The organism is Mycolicibacterium neoaurum ATCC 25795, from assembly GCF_000691525.1.
Taxonomy (GTDB): Bacteria; Actinomycetota; Actinomycetes; order Mycobacteriales; family Mycobacteriaceae; genus Mycobacterium; species Mycobacterium neoaurum.
The window spans coordinates 31,409-49,561 of record NZ_JMDW01000024.1; the positions used below are offsets into that span (position 1 = coordinate 31,409).

Genomic DNA, 18,153 nt, shown 5'->3' on the forward strand with positions numbered 1-18,153 from the left:
ATCCCCGCCGCTTCGCCCGCCGGGGACCCGACTCGCCGGTAACCAGATTTGGCCTGCGCGAATCGAACAATTAACATTAAGAGAAAACTAAGAGTGGCGTGTCGTCGGGCGCAGGCTCGAACACGCTCCACCGGTACGCTTTCCCACGTTCGGGGGCGACCATGAGAAGTGTGCGTGACAGGAGTATTTGATGCCGTTTCACAATCCGTTCATCAAGAACGGACAGATCAAGTTCCCTGAGAGCGCCAGTGTCGTCGCCCACGTCGAGCGCTGGGCGAAGGTCCGCGGTGACAAGCTGGCCTATCGCTTCCTGGACTTCTCCACCGAGCGCGACGGTGTGGCGCGTGAGCTGACCTGGTCGCAGTTCAGCGCCCGCAACAGGGCCGTTGCCGCGCGCCTGCAGCAGGTCACCGCCGAGGGCGACCGGGTCGCCATCCTCAGCCCGCAGAACCTCAACTACCTGGTCGCCATGTACGGCGCCATCTACGCCGGCCGTATCGCGGTGCCGCTGTTCGATCCTTCCGAGCCCGGTCACGTCGGCCGTTTGCATGCCGTGCTCGACGACTGCAAGCCCTCGGCGATCCTGACCACCACCGATGCCGCCGAGGGTGTGCGCAAGTTCTTCCGCACCCGTCCGGCCAACCAGCGACCCCGCGTCATCGCCGTCGATGCGGTGCCCGACGATGTGGCCGCCACCTGGGAGCGCCGCGACGTGTCCAACGACACCGTGGCCTACCTGCAGTACACCTCGGGCTCCACCCGCATCCCGACCGGTGTGCAGATCACCCACCTCAACCTGGCCACCAACATCGTCCAGATCATCGAGGCGCTGGAGGGCGAGGAGGGGGACCGCGGCCTGTCCTGGCTGCCGTTCTTCCACGACATGGGCCTGATCACCGCGCTGCTGGCGCCGATGATCGGCCACCACTTCACCTTCATGACCCCGGCCGCGTTCGTGCGACGGCCCGCCCGCTGGATCCGGGAGATGGCACGTAAGCCCGATGACACCGGTGGCGTCATCTCGGTGGCCCCGAACTTTGCCTTCGACCATGCCGCCGCGCGTGGGCTGCCCAAGGACGGCGAGCCGCCGCTGGACCTGTCCAACGTCAAGGCTGTCCTCAACGGCAGTGAGCCGATCTCGGCGGCGACCGTGCGTCGCTTCAACGAGGCGTTCGGTCCGTACGGTTTCCCGGCCAAGGCCATCAAACCGTCCTACGGTCTGGCCGAGGCGACGCTGTTCGTGTCCACCACCCCGGCCGCCGAAGAGCCCAAGATCATCAACGTGGACCGCGACGCGCTCAACACGGGCACCATCGTCGAGGTCGACGCCGATTCGCCCAAGGCCGTCGCGCAGGCCTCGGCAGGCAAGGTCGGTGTCTCCGAGTGGGCGGTGATCGTCGATGCCGAGTCCGCGACCGAGCTGCCCGACGGCCAGATCGGTGAGATCTGGATCAGCGGCCAGAACATGGGCACCGGCTACTGGGGTAAGCCCGAGGCCACCGTCGAGACATTCCAGAACACGCTGAAATCGCGGACCACCCCGTCGCATGCCGAGGGCGCCGCCGATGACGCCACCTGGGTGCGCACCGGCGACTACGGCGCCTTCTACGACGGCGACCTCTACATCACCGGCCGCGTCAAGGATCTGGTCATCATCGACGGCCGCAACCACTACCCGCAGGATCTGGAGTACTCCGCACAGGAGGCCTCCAAGGCGGTGCGCACCGGTTTCGCCGCGGCGTTCTCGGTGCCGGCCAACCAGTTGCCCGCCGAGGTCTTCGACGACACCCACGCAGGTCTGAAGTTCGACGCCGAGGACAGCTCCGAGCAGCTGGTCATCGTCGCCGAGCGGGCGGCCGGCTCGCACAAGATGGAGCTCGGACCGGTTATCGACGACATCCGCGCCGCCATCGCGGTGCGCCACGGTGTCACCGTCCGCGATGTCCTGCTCACCCCCGCCGGTGCCATCCCGCGTACCTCCAGCGGCAAGATCGGCCGACGTGCCTGCCGCGCCGCATATCTCGATGGCAGCCTGCGCAGCGGCAAGATCGCCAACGATTTCCCCGACGAGACGGACTGAGGCACATTCAGTTCCTCACCGCGCCACCCAGGCCGCACGGCGGCGAAAGTGAACAGTGAAAATGACTGAAGCGCAAGATAATTCGCAGACCGACGGCAACTTGCCCGCGGTGTCCGGGTCGGCCTCGGACGCCGTTGCCCCCGCTCGTGGTGACATGACCGTCGCCGAGATGCGGGCATGGCTGCGCAACTGGGTCGCCAACGCCACGGGCCAGCCCGCGGACTCCATCAACGAATCGGCCCCGGTGGTCGAACTCGGGCTGTCCTCCCGTGACGCGGTGGCCATGGCCAGCGATATCGAGGATCTGACCGGCGTCACGCTGACCGCCACCGTGGTGTTCCGCAACCCCACCATCGAGGCGCTGGCCACCGTCATCGTCGAGGGTGAGCCCGAGCCCGTCGTCGACAACGACGAGGACTGGACCCGCGAACCGGGTGTCGAGGACATCGCGATCGTCGGGCTGGCCACCAGGTTCCCCGGTGATATGAACAGCGCCGAGGCGATGTGGGCGGCGTTGCTGGAGGGTCGCGACGCCAGCTCGGACCTGCCCGAGGGCCGCTGGTCGGAGTTCCTCGGTGAGCCGCGTATCGCCGAGCGGGTGGCCAAGGCGCACACCCGCGGCGGCTACCTCTCCGATATCAAGGGTTTCGACTCCGAGTTCTTCGCGCTGTCGAAGATGGAGGCCGACAACATCGATCCGCAGCAGCGGATGGCCCTCGAGCTCACCTGGGAGGCGCTCGAGCACGCGCGTATCCCGGCCTCGAGCCTGCGCGGCGGCGAAGTCGGTGTCTACGTGGGCAGCTCGAACAACGACTACATGTTCCTCGCCGTCGCCGACCCGACCACGGCGCACCCGTATGCCATCACCGGCACCACCAGCTCGATCATCGCCAACCGGGTGTCCTACTTCTACGACTTCCGCGGTCCGTCGGAGTCCATCGACACCGCATGCTCGTCCTCGCTGGTCGCCGCGCACCAGGGTGTGCGCGCGCTGCGCTCCGGTGAGATCGACGTCGCGATCGTCGGCGGCGTGAACGCCATGGTGACCCCGTTGGTCACCATCGGCTTCGACGAGGTCGGCGGGGTCCTGGCCCCGGACGGCCGGTGCAAGTCGTTCTCCTCGGATGCCAACGGCTACGCCCGATCCGAGGGCGGCGGCATGCTGGTGCTCAAGCGGGTTTCCGATGCGCGCCGCGACGGTGACGAGATCATCGCCGTCATCGCAGGCAGTGCGGTCAACCACGACGGCCGCTCCAACGGCATGTTGGCACCCAACCCGGATGCCCAGGAAGCGGTGCTGCGCAAGGCCTACAAGGACGCCGGGATCAATCCGCGCGATGTCGACTACATCGAGGCGCACGGCACCGGCACCATCCTGGGCGACCCGATCGAGGCCGACGCGCTCGGCCGGGTCGTCGGGCGCGGCCGTGCCGACGACAAACCTGCGCTGCTCGGTGCGGTGAAATCCAATGTGGGCCACCTGGAATCGGCGGCCGGCGCGGCCAGCCTTGCCAAGGCGGCGCTGTCGCTGCAGCACGACAAGCTGCCGCCGTCGATCAACTACGCGGGTCCCAACCCGTATATCGACTTCGACAAGGAACACCTCAAGGTCAACGACACCGTCTCGGACTGGCCCCGCTACAGCGGACACGCCATCGCCGGGGTGTCCGGTTTCGGCTTCGGCGGTGCCAACGCGCACCTGGTGCTGCGCGAGGTGCTGGCCTCAGATCTGGTCGAGCCCGAGCCGGAAAGTCCTGTCGCCGAGGACGAATCGTCTGCGACGCCCGATGATGCCGATCAGCTGAATCTCAGCGGTCGGCGGATGGACGAATACGGCGAGTTCGTCGAGGACGAGCCCGAGTACCCCAGCTACGACGATGACAACTACGAACTGCCCGGTCTGACCGAGGAGGCCCAGCGCCTCATCGAGGAGGGCCGCGCCGCGCTCGCCGCCGCCGAGCCCGCCAGACCTGTTGTGCCGCTGTTCGTCTCGGGCTTTTTGACCTCCCGCAAGCGCAGCACCGCCGCCGAGCTCGCCGATTGGATCGACAGCGAGGCCGGGCGTGCCTCCTCGCTCGAATCGATCGGTCGTTCGCTGTCGCGGCGTAACCACGGCCGCTCTCGGGCCGTCGTGCTGGCCCACGACCACGACGAGGCCGTCAAGGGTCTGCGGGCGCTGGCCGATGGCAAGCAGAGCCCGCTGGTGCTGGCCGCCGATGGCCCGGTCACCAACGGCCCGGTGTGGGTGTTCGCCGGATTCGGTGCCCAGCACCGCAAGATGGGCAAGGACCTCTACCTGCGCGACGAGGTGTTTGCCGAGTGGATCAACAAGGTGGACGCCCTCATCCAGGACGAGCGCGGCTATTCGATCGTCGAGCTCATCCTCGACGATGCGATCGACTACACGGCAGAGACCTGCGAGTACCCGATCGAGGTCGTCCAGACGGTGATCTTCGCGCTGCAGATCGGGCTCGGTGAGCTGCTGCGCCACCACGGCGCCACACCCGGTGCGGTGGTGGGCCAGTCGCTCGGCGAGGCGGCCGCGGCCTACTTCTCCGGTGGCCTGTCACTGGCCGATGCCACCCGGACCATCTGCTCGCGCGCTCACCTGATGGGTGAGGGTGAGGCGATGCTGTTCGGTGAGTACATCCGGCTGATGGCGCTGGTCGAGTACTCGGCCGAGGAGATCAAAACGGTCTTCTCCGATTTCCCCGGGCTGGAGGTGTGCGTCTACGCGGCACCGACCCAGACGGTGATCGGAGGTCCGCCCGAACAGATCGACGCGATCATCGAGCGCGCGGAATCGGAGGGCAAGTTCGCCCGCAAGCTGCAGACCAAGGGCGCCAGCCACACCCAGCAGATGGACCCGCTGCTCGGCGAGCTGTCCGCCGAGATCCAGGGTATCGAGGCCCGTCCTCTGCAGACCGGCTACTTCTCCACCGTGCACGAGGGCCAGTTCGTCCGGGCCGGAGCCGAACCCATCCACGATGTCGAGTACTGGAAGAAGGGGCTGCGCCACAGCGTCTACTTCACCCACGGCATCCGCAACGCCGTCGACAACGGGTACACCACCTTCCTGGAGCTCGCGCCGAATCCGGTGGCGCTCATGCAGGTCGGGCTGACGACGGCCAGCGCTGGGCTCCATGACGCGCAATTGATCGCGACGCTGGCGCGCAAGCAGGACGAGGTCGATTCGATGACCACGGCGCTGGCGCACCTGTACGTGTACGGCCACAACATGGATCCGCGGTCGCTGTTCCCGCGTCGTAGTCGAGGCCTGGCAGGTGCGCTGGACTTCGCCGATATCCCGCTGACCCGGTTCAAGCGCAAGGAGCACTGGCTCGACGCCCGCTTCACCGGGGACAGCTCGGTCGTCGCACCGGGCACCCATGTGGCCACCCCGGACGGCAGGCATGTCTGGGAGTACGCGCCCAGCGGCGCGGCCGATCTGGCCGCCCTGGTGAAGGCCGCTGCGACACAGGTGCTTCCGGATGCGGTGTTGACCGCCGCCGAGCAGCGTGCGGTGCCCGCGGACAACGCCCGGCTGGTGACGACGTTGACCCGCCATCCCGGTGGGGCGTCGGTGCAGGTGCACGCCCGTATCGAGGAGTCCTTCACCCTCGTCTACGACGCCATCGTCAGCCGCGGTGGTCAACAGACCGCGCTGCCGACGGCAGTCGGGGTGGGCACGGTTGCCGAGATCGCCGCTGCCGCACCGGTACCCGTCGAGGAGCCCGAAGAGAACAGCCCGGCCTTCGAGGCCGACAACCTCACCGCCGGGGCCAATCTGGGTTCGGATTTCGCGAAGTGGAACCCCGAATCGGGGGAGACGGTCGGGCAGCGGTTGGGCACCATCGTCGGCAGCGCCATGGGGTATGAGCCCGAGGATCTGCCCTGGGAGGTGCCGCTGATCGAGCTGGGCCTGGATTCGCTGATGGCGGTGCGCATCAAGAACCGGGTCGAGTACGACTTCGACATGCCGCCGATCCAGCTGACCGCGGTGCGTGACGCGAACCTGTACGCGGTGGAGAAGTTGATCCAGTACGCGATCGAGCACCGCGACGAGGTCAGCGCGTTGGCCGAGGCCCAGAGGGGGCAGTCCGCCGAGGAGATCGCGGCCGCGCAGGCCGAGCTGATGGGCGGGGCGACCACGGTCGCCGAGCTGGAGGCGAAACTCGCAGAGTCGGGACATCCCCTGGGTGACACCGAGAAGGAGACCACCGAGTCGCTGGCCGAGGTGGGTATCGAGATCCCGCCGCCGACCTCCGATGGCGCCGGTATCTCGGCTCCGATCTCTGATGTCGCCGATATCCCGGCTCCGCCAACGGATCCGAGCGGGCCCAAGAAGGCGACCGCCGCCGCGGCCGCGGCGAAGGTGCTCACCCAGGAGGCCGTCACCGAGGCGCTCGGCGCCGACGTGCCCCCACGTGATGCCGCCGAGCGTGTCACCTTCGCGACGTGGGCGATCGTCACCGGCAAGTCCCCTGGCGGCATCTTCAACGAGCTGCCCGATGTCGATGAGGCGACCGCGGCCAAGATGTCGGCCCGGCTGACCGAGCGGGCCGAAGGCCCGATCAGCGTCGAGCAGGTGCGGTCGGCCAAGACCATCGAGGAACTGGCCACCCACGTTCGCGACCAGCTCGAGGACGGACTCGTCGACGGTTTCGTGCGGACCCTGCGTCCGCCGACCGATGGATCGAAGGCGCTCCCTCTGTTCGTCTTCCATCCCGCCGGCGGATCGACGGTGGTCTACGAACCGCTGATCAAGCGGTTGCCCGCCGACATCCCGGTGTACGGCATCGAGCGGGTCGAGGGTTCCATCGAGGAGCGGGCCGCCGAGTACGTGCCCAAACTCCTTGAGCTGCATGACGGCCCGTTCGTACTGGCCGGGTGGTCCCTGGGCGGCGCGCTGGCGTATGCCTGCGCCATCGGCCTCAAGCGGGCCGGCGCCGATGTCCGATTCGTCGGTCTGATCGACCTGGCCCTGCCCGGCGAGCCGATCGACCAGTCCAAGGAGGGGATGCGGGCCCGTTGGGACCGTTACGCCCTGTTCGCCGAGCGCACCTTCAACGTCGAGATCCCGGAGATCCCTTACGAGGAACTGGAAAAGCTCGATGATGAGGGCCAGGTCAAGTACGTGCTCGACATCGTCGCCCAGAGCGGGGTGCAGATCCCCGGCGGCATCATCGAACACCAGCGCACCTCGTACCTGGACAACCGCGCGCTGGCCACCATCGAGATCCAGCCCTACGACGGCCACGTCACGCTGTATCTCGCCGACCGCTATCACGATGACGCCATCGTCTTCGAACCCGCCTACGCCACCCGTAAACCCGACGGCGGCTGGGGCGACTACGTCGACGATCTCGAGGTGGTACCCATCGGTGGTGAGCACATCCAGGCCATCGACGAGCCCTATATCGCCAAGGTCGGCGCGCACATGAGCGAAGCCCTCAACCGCATCGAAGCGAAGAAGGAAACCCCGTGACGGAAACTCCCGTACAGCCGAAGACCGCGACCACAGCGGAGAAACTGGCCGAGCTGCGCGAAAAGCTGGAGCTGGCCAAGGATCCCGGTGACGAGAAGGCCAAGGCGCGGCGCGACAAAAAGGGCATCCCCAGTGCCCGCGCGCGCATCCACGCGCTGCTGGATCCGGGCAGCTTCCTGGAGATCGGTGCGCTGGCCCGCACACCCGGCGACCCGAACGCCTTCTACGGCGACGGTGTGGTGACCGGACACGGCACCATCGACGGCAGGCCGGTCGGTGTGTTCAGCCATGACCAGACGGTCTTCCAGGGCTCGGTCGGCGAGATGTTCGGCCGCAAGGTGGCCAAGCTGATGGAGTGGGTGGCCATGGTCGGGTGCCCGATCATCGGTATCAACGACTCGGCCGGCGCGCGCATCCAGGACACCGCGACGTCGTTGGCCTGGTACGCCGAACTGGGCCGGCGTCACGAGATGCTGCGCGGCCTGGTGCCCGAGATCTCGCTGATCTTCGGAAAGTGCGCCGGCGGTGCGGTGTACTCGCCGATCCAGACCGATCTCGTTGTGGCCGTGCGTGATCAGGGCTACATGTTCATCACCGGTCCCGATGTGATCAAGGACGTCACCGGCGAAGACGTCACCTTCGACGAGCTCGGCGGCGCCGATGTGCAGGCCCGGCGCGGCAACATCCACAAGGTGGTCGAGTCCGAAGCCGCGGCCTACCAGTACGTCCGGGATTACCTGAGCTTCCTGCCTGCCAACCACTTCGATGATGCGCCGATCGTCAATCCGGGTCTGGAGCCCGAGATCACCGCGCACGACCTCGAACTCGACACCATCGTGCCGGACTCGGACAACATGGGTTACGACATGCACGAGATCCTGCTCCGGATCTTCGACGACGGTGACGTCTTCGAGATCTCCGATCAGCGCAGCCCCTCGATGATCACCGCGTTCGCCCGCGTCGACGGTCGCCCGGTCGGCGTGATCGCCAACCAGCCGATGCACATGTCGGGCGCGGTCGGCAACGAGGCGTCGGACAAGGCTGCCGGTTTCATCCGATTCTGCGATTCGTTCAACCTGCCGCTGGTGTTCGTCGTCGACACCCCGGGTGCCATGCCCGGCGTCGCCGAGGAGGAGGGCGGCATCATCAAACGCGGTGGCCGTTTCTTCAACGCCATCGTCGAGGCCGATGTGCCCAAGGTGACCATCATCGTGCGCAAGGCCTACGGCGGCGGTTACGCCGTGATGGGCTCCAAGCAGCTCTCCGCGGACCTCAACTTCGCCTGGCCGACCGCACGCATCGCCGTGATCGGCGCCGAGGGCGCGGCCCAGCTGTTGGTGAAACGGTTCCCGGATCCGACCGCGCCCGAGGTGCAGAAGATCCGCGCCGACTTCATCGAGGGCTACAACCTGAACCTGGCGACCCCGTGGATTGCGGCCGAACGCGGTTATATCGACGGTGTCATCGAACCGCACGAGACGCGGCTGCTGATCCGTAAGTCGTTGCGCCTGTTGCGCGACAAGCAGCCCGTGAAGAAGGTGCTCCGCAAGCACGGTTTGACCCCGCTGTAATCGCGGGCGACGCGCCACCGCCGGTGGGCGATGAGTTTTCGGGCCTGCGGTGGTCGTATGTGTCATGACACGGATCACCGCAGGCCTTTTCATCTCGCTCGACGGCGTGGTGGAGGCACCCGACCAGTGGCATTTCCCGTACTTCAACGACGAGATGGGTGCCGCCGTCGATGCCCAGCTGGGCTCGGCAGAGACCATCCTGCTCGGCCGCGCCACGTATGACAGCTTCGTCGGAGCCTGGCCGCAGCGGGAGGCAGACGGTGGTGAGGACGCCGAGTTCGCGAAGAAGCTCGGCGACACCCGCAAGATCGTGGTGTCGCGGCAGCGGCTGAGTTTCGGGCCCAACTCGAGCTATGACTGGCGCAATTCCGAACAGCTGCACGGTGATCTGCTCACCGGCGTGCAGGAACTGAAGGCGCAGCCCGGTGGCGACATCGGGATCGCGGGATCGGTGTCGGTGGTCCGCGAGCTGTTGGCCGCGGGCCTGCTCGACGAACTGCACCTATTGGTGCACCCCGTCGTGGTGGGCGCCGGCGCCCGGTTGTTCCGCGACGCAGACGCGCTGCCATTGAAACTGTTGAGTTCGACCGCATTCCGGACCGGCGTGGTGCACAGCGTCTACACCAAGGACGATGGGGCGCCGAGCGGTTCCTATGAGGACGCCAAACAACACCTCTAGCAGGCACTACGATGCAACGATGTCCGATGCCGTGCATCCGGCGGTCACCGTCGCACTCGGGGCCGTCGCCGTGGCGTGTGACCGAGTGGCCGTGGCGTACAGCGCCGCCGAACGGCTGCCTGTCGTCGGGGGCTGGTTGCATCGCAGCCGGATCGAACTGACCGCACGGGGCGAACGGGTGGTGGCCGCCGGCATCGAGACGATTCTGGACCAGATCGACCTCAACGCGGTGGCCCGCGACCGGCTGGACCTGGTCGGCCTTGCCGATGAGGTGGTCGACGGTATCGATCTGCCCGCGATCATCCGCACGTCCACGGACTCGGTCACCGCCGAGGTGATGACCGATGTGCGCAGTCAGGGCGAGCGTGCCGACGATGCGGTCGCCGGATTCGTCGACCGGCTGCTCGGACGGGATGTGCGATGACATCGAAACGTTCGCTCGGCAAGCCTCGCTCGGTGCCGGTTGGCTCGCTCGGCAAGCCTCGCTCGGTGCCGGTTGGCTCGCTCGGCAAGCCTCGCTCGGCGGGCATCGTGAGCCGCGGGGCCGCCGCGGTCCTGGACATCGTCGTCGTCGCAGTGGCGCTGGGCGCCCTGTATGTGGGCCTCGTGCTGGTCCGACTCATGTTCAATCCCACCTCGTTCAGCCTGCCCACGGTCAACGCGGTGTTCTCCACCGCGGTCATGTTCACCGTCGCGGTGCTCTATCTGGCCGGCTGCTGGACGGTATCGGGCTGCACGGCGGGTGCGGCGTTCATGGGCCTGCGGGTGACCGGACGTCACGGTGATCGGCTGGCACCGGTATTCGCGGTCATCCGCGCGGCGGCCTGCGTGCTCTTTCCCCTGGGTCTGTTGTGGGTGGTCGTCGACAAGCGTCGGCGATCACTGCAGGACATCGTCCTGGGCAGCCGGGTTGTCTATCTCAGGACTCAGATCGGTTCGATATCCAGCCAGTCGTCCACCAGGAAGGCATCGCCGCGCGCCACCAACGTGGCGCCGCCGTGGCCGGGATAGTGCGCCGGGATGACGGTGGCGCGGCGGCGTGCCGCCTCGGTGAACACCCGCGTGCGGGTCGCAACGGCTTGTGCGGCATCGCAATCGAAGGCGCAGGCGTCACCTGGGCGCGGAATCTGGATGGCGCAATGGGTCAGGTCGCCGACGAAGACCGCGGGTGCACCGGCATCCAGCCACAGCACCGACGAGCCGGGCGTATGCCCGGCGGCCGGCCGCAACCACACCGATTCACTCAGCTGATGGTCACCGCCGAACAATTCGACCTGCCCGGCCTCGTACACCGGAGCCACGCTGTCGTCGAAGACGATGCGCGCCGCGTCGTCACACCCGGCACCGTCGGGGCCGAAGTACCGAAAGTCTGCCTCCGGCATCAGGTATCGCGCGTTGGGAAAGGTCGGCGCCCACTCGGCACCATCGGCTCGGGTGTTCCACCCGACGTGATCGCTGTGCAGGTGGGTGTTCACCACGATGTCGACGCTCTCGGGTGACACACCGGCCAATTCCAGCGCAGCCAGAAATCCGGTGTCCAATCCGTCGAGCACCGGGATCGCCGGGCGCCGTTTACCGTTGCCGACCCCGGTGTCGATCAGGATGCGCAACCCGTCGACGTCGAGCACCCAGGTTTGGATGGCCACGCGCCAGGTGCGTGCCTCCAGGTCGACGAAGCTCGGCGCGAGCAGGTCGGCATTCTCGGCCCATGCGTGTTCCGGTGTGCCGCCGAACATCGTGAAACCCGGCGCGAACGACGTCTCCACCACCCGGCTCAGGACGGCGTTGCCCAGGCGTGTGCTCACGGCCCGATCCGGATGTCACCAGGGGAGTACAGACCCGAGTGCGTGCTGGTGCCCAGTTCGATCTCGGCGGGCTCCGCATCGACGATCGTGTCGAAGCGGCGCAGCGAACCCCAGTCCTGCCCCCAGTCGTGGGACAGGTAGGTCGACATCACCGATGCCCGCAGCAGCAGGTCGGTGATTCCCAGCAGGCCGCCGTTGATGCCGTCCTGCCAGGTGTCGGTGCTCTGCAGCTTGGCGTAGTAGTCCGGGGAGATGCGGAACTTCGGCACCTCGGTCACACCGTTGGCGTGCAGCATCGGCCGCTGGCACGGAAAGACCATGCCCACCGCCCAGTCCATCAGGACCGGTTGGGTGGAACCGACGTACTCCTGCACCGAGCGGACCTCCGGCACCCGCGGCGGTGTCACCGCGATCCAGTCGCCCTGGCCGAGCGACAGATCCTCGGCGATGACCCGCACTGCCACGGCATCGGTGGGGATCTGGGCCCGCGGGTAGCGCAGGTTGCGCCACGACGGCGTGGGGCCGATGTCGTAGGGGGCGACCCGGCCTGCGGGCACGGGAACACCGTCGGGACCGGCGGTCGCATATTCCAGCTCGACGGTCTGGCCGGTGGTGAGTCCCTTGGCCACGCTGGTGCCGGTGATGGTGCCCGCGGCGGTGATGACGACGAGTGGGTGCGCGTCGTCGGCGGGCGGCAGTTCGTACCATGCCGAGGCCAGCCGGCTTTCCTGCTGTGCGCCGGTGGAATAGGTGCCTGCCACCGGCACCCGGGCGGGATCGAGCCCGTAGGGAAGCGGTACCCGGGATCCGTTGATTCCCGGGCGCGATAACCGCACCGGCCGGTTCCAGTCGTAATCGGTGCCCGGCTGCGGGTTGTTCAACCGAATCGCCTCGGCGATGATGCGATCGGGCACCCCATCCGGGCTGAACCCGGCGGGATCGGTGCCGCCCAGCGGGCCGAGCGGTCCGTAGTCGCCGGGCAGTGCGCGTAGGAAGCCGTCGTTGGAATTCGGTTCGACGAGTACGTCGTCGGCCATCCCGCAGCCCCCGGCGAAGGCGCGGATGTTGGCCCAGCCGTTGGAGTAGGTCGGGTATTGGCGGACCACACCGATGGCCATCGACGCGACAAAGATCACGACCATGAAGCCGGCGGCCAACGGAACCGGTGCGGCCGTGAGCCTGTCGACCAGTCGGGATTCTGTCTTACCCGACACGTGCAGCCAGAAGGCCCACAGCGCCGCGACACCGAACAGCGCGAAGAACATCGTGCTGACGGTGACACCGCCGATCGCGGGTACCGAATTGTTGAACGGCACACCGAAGTTGGAGACGTACCACCACCCGTTGACAGATGCGAAGCACAGCGCCAGCACGAAGAACACCAAGGCCAAAAAGGCCATCCGGTTACGTGCCGAACGCAGGATCGCCGGCGAGACCATCACGGTGGCCAGCGCCGCCATCGCTCCGCCGACCGCGGCGAACAGGCCGAAGTGGTGGATCCACTTGGTCGGGGTGAACATCAGGAAGAAGATCGTCGCGAAGATGATGCCCATCAGTCGCCAGGCCGGACCCCGCGCGATGCCCGCGATCCGCTTGCGACGCAACATCATGAACAGCGACGGGAAGAGGCACAGCGCGGTGAACAGGAAGGCGAACCGCCGCGAGATCGCACCGTCGACGGTCGGCAGCACCAGGTAGTAGTAGCGCAGGTTCTCGGTGTACCACTCCTGGCTGGGGCCGATGGCCGTCCGGATCCTGGTGGCCTCCAGCACCGTCGCGAGCGTCTGGTCGGCGAACACCACCGCCAGGATCACGGTGCCCGCGGCCAGTAGTGGTGCCAGCAGTGGCCACAGGCCGACGGTGTGCCGCCTGCGCATGATGATCCGCAGGATGGGTCGGCCGCCGGCGACCAGTGCCGCCACCGCGATCAACCCGGTCGGCTGGATACCGAGGGTGAACGCGGCCGTGAAGATCGCCAGCGCGGCCGGGGTGAGCCGGCCCGAGGTGACGGCGCGTTCGATGAGGACGTAGGTGATCAGCGCACCGGTGGCGATCTGCCCTTCCGGGCGAAGACCGTTGTTGAAGGGCATCCATGCGCCGATCAGCACCAGGCCCGCGGCCCACAGTGCGGGCCTGCTGGCGATCACGGCCGGGCCGAGGCGAGGCAGCACTTCCCGCGACAGCAACACCCAGCAGACCAGCGAACAGATCAGATCCGGCAGCCGCATCCAGATGCCTGCGGTGCTCACCTGCGACATCAACGCCAGGACGTTGTAGTACCAGCCGAACGGATCCTCCGGGACGCCGAACCACCGGAAGTAGTTGGCCATGTACCCGGAATGTTCGGCGGTGCGGGCCATCTGCATCTGGTAGCCGTCATCGGAGGAGTTGGTGCCGATGATGTACCAGAGGACGAAGATGCCCACGACGAAAGCGTCCACCGCGGTGAAGGTCCGCCAGCGGGTCGGAATGAGGCGACGCATCCGTCGGCCGTCGGTGCGGTCCAACCGCCACAGTGCAAGCAGCGCAATGAAAGTGGACAGGATCGCCAGCACGATCGCCGCGAGCTTCGCCGGCGTCGGGTGTGTGGTGAACCGGGTGTCGATATCTGCCGACAGTGACAACCCTTGCGGGACAGGTCCGGTGAGGTCGGTGAACACGCCCACGATGGCCGGCCGCAGATTGGGGTCCGGGTAACCGGTTCGCTGCGGTGAGCCGTCATCCTTGGTCAGGCCGACGAAATCGGCATACGTGCCATCGTGGTTGGAGATGATCTCGATTCTCGAGCAACCGCCGATCCGGTCGCGTTCGACGCTGGCGACCACCACATTGCGGACGATGACGTCGACGCGGTCCTCGCTGGCGGTCACCAGCATCGCGTTCAGCGCCGCATCCCGTCCCTTGGCGGGCGCGGTACCCATGATCAAGCCACCGTCGGCCGGCATGCCCTGGATCACCGAACAGGGCACCGTCGCGGTCAGGCTGACCGGTGCCTGCGAGATCAGCGGTGCGGTGACGTTGTCCAGTTGGTTGTTCTGCGGCCAGTTGAGCGTTGCGGTGGTCTGGGTGACCGGCAACAGCGGAACCGCCACCGCCATCACGAAACCCAGCAGACCCGCGATCACCGCGACCCACCTGGCGATCTGGACGTCACGGGCAGGATCGGACTGCGCCCACTGTTCCTTCACCGTCGCACTCACGGCAGATGTCTCGCCGTGCGGGGTTTTCTGTCCGTTCGCGCGCTCACTCACGGCAGCGCCCTGATCGGTCCGCCGCGGCTCCAGCCGTACACGTTCTGTGTCCCTTCTTCGATGGCTGCCTTGGGCGCCCGGTCGGCGGGCACGACGCGCACGTAGCGTTCCAGCGATCCCCAGTCGCGATACCAGTCGTCACGCAGGTAGGTCGGGATCGTCGAGGTGCGCAACAGTGCCTGGATGAACAGGAAAGGCCCGCCATCCTCGGCGGACTGCCACTGATTCGACGACACCACCATCTGCTTGAAGTTCGGCAGGATCCGGTACTCGGGAAGTTCCGCCACGCCGAGATGTTCGCCGAACGGGCGCTGGCACGGGAAGTTCGACGCGGTCGCGATGTCCATCATGACCGGGGTCTGGCTGCCCAGATACTCCTGCGCGGTCTGCAACACCGGCACCCGTGGCGGTGTGAAGGCGAACCACTGGTCCTCCGACAGGTTCGGGTCATCGGCCACGATGCGGGCGACGTTGGCCTCCGGGGGTGCCGTCGTCAGCGGGAAACGCAGGTTGCGCCAAGCCTTCTGCTGGAAGATGTCGATGGGCTGGACCTCGTTGAGCGCCTCATAGGACCCGTCCGGCCGGTGGACACCCCACTGCAGCTTCAGCGACTGGCCGTATTTGAACGACCCGTCCTCCTCGTAGTACCAGATCGCGCCTGCGGCGGCGACGCTCACCAGTGGACGGTCCGGTGTGCGCGGCGGCAACTGGTACCACGACGATGTCGCCTTGGCGGCCACGGTGTTCTCGTCGAAACTGCCCATCACCGGGGTGCGTGCCGGATCGAGGCCGAAGGGCAGGAACACCCGCGACCCGTTGATTCCTTCCGGCCCGTACCCACCGCCGGTACCGGCGGCGTAACCGACACCGATATTGGGTTTGTCGACCGGGCCGTCGGAGTTCACGGTGCCCGGATTCGCTGCGACGGGTTCGGCGGGTTCCAGGGTGTCGCTGACGCCGTTGGGGGTGAACCCGACCGGGTTCTCCCCACCGAGCGGTCCGTACCGGCCGTAGCGCTGACCCGGGACCGGTTCCAGCAGACCGGCATTGGTGTCGGCCTCGACCAAGACGTGGTCGGCCATCGCGCAACTGGTGCCCGACAGACCGGACCGCAACGCAGACAGGTTGGCCAGCCCTGTCGTGTAGACGGGATAGCGGCCCACGGTCGCCTTGACCATCGAGCCGAGCTCGAGCACCACCATGATCACGGCGACCACGAGCAACGGCGTCGATGCCAGCGCCCGGTTTCGGCCGGTGTCGGCCACCTCGGTGTGCCCGGCGTAGTCGATACGGAAGTGCAGCCAGGCGGTGAGCAGTCCACCGACGATCGCCAGCACGAGGAAGATCGTCGTCACCGGGAAACCGAGGATCACGGGCTGCTTGTCGAACCAGGGCACCCCGTAGTTGCCGGTATAGAACCAGCCGTTGATACCCGAGGTGGCCCAGGCGAGCACGAACAGCAGGGCCGTCACGTACAGCGCGAGATTGCGCCGGCTGTGCAGGCCGACCCGCGCCAGCGCGAACGCCGTCACGGCGCCCAGTGCTCCCGCCAGCCCGGCGAAGGCGCCGAACTGCACGGCCCACTTGGTCGGCGTGAAGTGCAGCAGCAACAGGCCGATCCCGGCGGTGCCGATCAAGCGCCACACCGGACCGTTCATCGCGCCGGGGACGGTGCCGCGGCGCAGCAGCACCATCAGCAGCCCGAACAGGCACAGCAGCAGGATGAGGACCGCGAACCGCCGGGTCATCGAACCGTCGACACTGTCTTCGACGGTCAGGAAGTAGTACCGCAGGAACTCCTGGTACCAGGCGATCGTGGGTCCGACGGTGTACTTGATGCGCGCGGACTCGGCGACGGTGGCCAGCGTCTGGTCACGGAACACCACCACGAACAACACCGCGGCGGCGGCGCCCAGCGGGGCGAGCTGGGCCAGCAGCCCCTGATCCGGCCTGCGGGCGGCGATCATCCGGGTGACGGCGCGCGCGCCGACGAGCAGCGGGGCGAGCGCGATCAGTCCCTGCGGTGCCAGCGTCACGCTGAACACGGCGATCACGATGGCGAGCGCGGTGGGCCACAGGATCCTTCGCGCCACCGAGATCTCGACGAGCATCCAGACCAGGAGCACGCCGAACGCGATCAACGGTTCGGGTCGCAGACCGTTGTTGAAGGGCAGCCAGGCGGCCAGGAAGACCGCGCCACCGGTCCACAGTGCAATCCGGTTGTGGGCCAGTCGGGCACCGAGGCGGGGCAGCACGAAATGGCTGAGGATCAGCCAGGTGCCGATGGCGGCCAGGGTGGCGGGCAGCCGCATCCAGACTCCGGCGGTGCTGATGGAGGCCAGATGTGCCAGCACGCTCTGGTACCAGTCGAACGGGGCCTCGGATGCGCCGAAGTAGCGGTAGTAATTGGTGACGTAACCGGCGTCGGACGATACCCGGGCGATCGTCAGGTTGTAGCCGTCGTCGGATGACTGCGGGCCGACGATATGCCAGAGCAACAAGGAGCTCAGCACGCCGGCATCGGCAAGCCACGTCGCCCAGCCCGTGCGACGGCGGTCCCAACCCCGTAGGCGGCGTCCCGTCGTGCGGTCCAACAGGGCCAGCGCGATGATCGAGGCCAGCACCGACGCGGTGCCCAGCACCATGACGGCCAGTTTCAGCGCGGTCGGACTGGTGATGAACCGGGTGTCGATGTCGACCCGCGCCCGCACGCCAGAGTCGAGACCGACCGGCAGTTCGGTGAACAGGCCCGCGACCTGCGGACGTTTGTCCACGTCCAGTTCGCCGCGCGCGCCGGGGATACCGATGAAATCGGCGCCGACGGCGTCGACGTCGGCCCAGATGTGCAGGTCGCCGCAGGCCCCGGAAGCGACGGCATCGCGCGGGGCCACCGCGGCGACGGTGTCCCGGAAGGCCACGTACACGACGTCGGCATTGGCGTTGACGAACAATCCGTTGCGTCCGGCGTCGATACCGCCCGGCGGGATCGTCGAGAACACCAGCCCGCCGTCGGCGGGCAGCGTGGCGATGGCCTGGCACGGGATGGTCACGTCCAGTTCGCGCGGTGCTCCCGATACCAGCGGGGCGGTGACATCGCTGATGAAGCCGTCGGCGCCGGCTGTTTGCGGCCATTGGATCGTCGCCGTGCTCTGCCGAACCGGCAACAAGGGCGCAAGAGCGCAGAGCACCATGCCGACGAGGCCCGCGATGATGGCTACGAGGCGGATGGTCCTAGTGGGCACGAGGTTCAACAGTAAGCGACGAGCCTTGGTGTGCCGT

The 18,153-nt window shown here is 67.3% G+C and carries 9 protein-coding genes; 6 read left to right on the forward strand and 3 right to left on the reverse strand.

From position 1 onward, the window contains the following. Positions 1 to 190 precede the first annotated feature (190 nt). From fadD32 to IC40_RS0125305, 6 genes are all read left to right on the forward strand, one after another. A complete protein-coding gene (fadD32, locus tag IC40_RS0125280) occupies positions 191 to 2,080 on the forward strand; it encodes a long-chain-fatty-acid--AMP ligase FadD32 (protein ID WP_019510931.1) in 1,890 nt (629 codons plus the stop codon). A 61-nt stretch (positions 2,081 to 2,141) separates the two neighbouring features. Then, positions 2,142 to 7,568, forward strand: a complete 5,427-nt coding sequence (gene pks13 / locus IC40_RS0125285; RefSeq protein ID WP_030137450.1) for a polyketide synthase Pks13 — start codon at positions 2,142 to 2,144, stop codon at positions 7,566 to 7,568. After that, positions 7,565 to 9,139, forward strand: a complete 1,575-nt coding sequence (locus tag IC40_RS0125290) for an acyl-CoA carboxylase subunit beta (RefSeq protein ID WP_019510929.1) — start codon at positions 7,565 to 7,567, stop codon at positions 9,137 to 9,139. The genes pks13 and IC40_RS0125290 overlap by 4 nt, the downstream gene beginning before the upstream one ends. 64 nt (positions 9,140 to 9,203) lie before the next feature. Beyond that, a complete protein-coding gene (locus tag IC40_RS0125295) occupies positions 9,204 to 9,818 on the forward strand; it encodes a dihydrofolate reductase family protein (RefSeq protein WP_030137451.1) in 615 nt (204 codons plus the stop codon). A gap of 19 nt (positions 9,819 to 9,837) precedes the next feature. Beyond that, on the forward strand, positions 9,838 to 10,242 hold the full coding sequence (locus IC40_RS0125300; RefSeq protein ID WP_030137452.1) for a hypothetical protein: 405 nt from the start codon (positions 9,838 to 9,840) through the stop codon (positions 10,240 to 10,242). Positions 10,243 to 10,307: 65 nt separating this feature from the next. After that, positions 10,308 to 10,829, forward strand: coding sequence for an RDD family protein (locus IC40_RS0125305; protein WP_234411548.1), 522 nt, complete (start codon positions 10,308 to 10,310; stop codon positions 10,827 to 10,829). Here the strand turns inward: IC40_RS0125305 and IC40_RS0125310 are convergent. Genes IC40_RS0125310 through IC40_RS0125320 form a run of 3 tightly spaced genes read right to left on the reverse strand, consistent with a single transcriptional unit; the run spans position 10,745 to position 18,065 of the window. Next, a complete protein-coding gene (locus IC40_RS0125310; protein WP_030137454.1) occupies positions 10,745 to 11,623 on the reverse strand; it encodes an MBL fold metallo-hydrolase in 879 nt (292 codons plus the stop codon). The two genes, IC40_RS0125305 and IC40_RS0125310, sit on opposite strands and share 85 nt — an antisense overlap. Continuing rightward, positions 11,620 to 14,823, reverse strand: a complete 3,204-nt coding sequence (locus IC40_RS0125315; RefSeq protein WP_042509667.1) for an arabinosyltransferase domain-containing protein — start codon at positions 14,821 to 14,823, stop codon at positions 11,620 to 11,622. Before IC40_RS0125315 ends, IC40_RS0125310 begins: the two co-directional genes overlap by 4 nt. A gap of 47 nt (positions 14,824 to 14,870) precedes the next feature. Beyond that, positions 14,871 to 18,065 (reverse strand): arabinosyltransferase domain-containing protein, encoded by a 3,195-nt coding sequence (locus tag IC40_RS0125320; RefSeq protein WP_042509588.1) that lies wholly within the window; start codon positions 18,063 to 18,065, stop codon positions 14,871 to 14,873. Between the last annotated feature and the right edge of the window lie 88 nt (positions 18,066 to 18,153).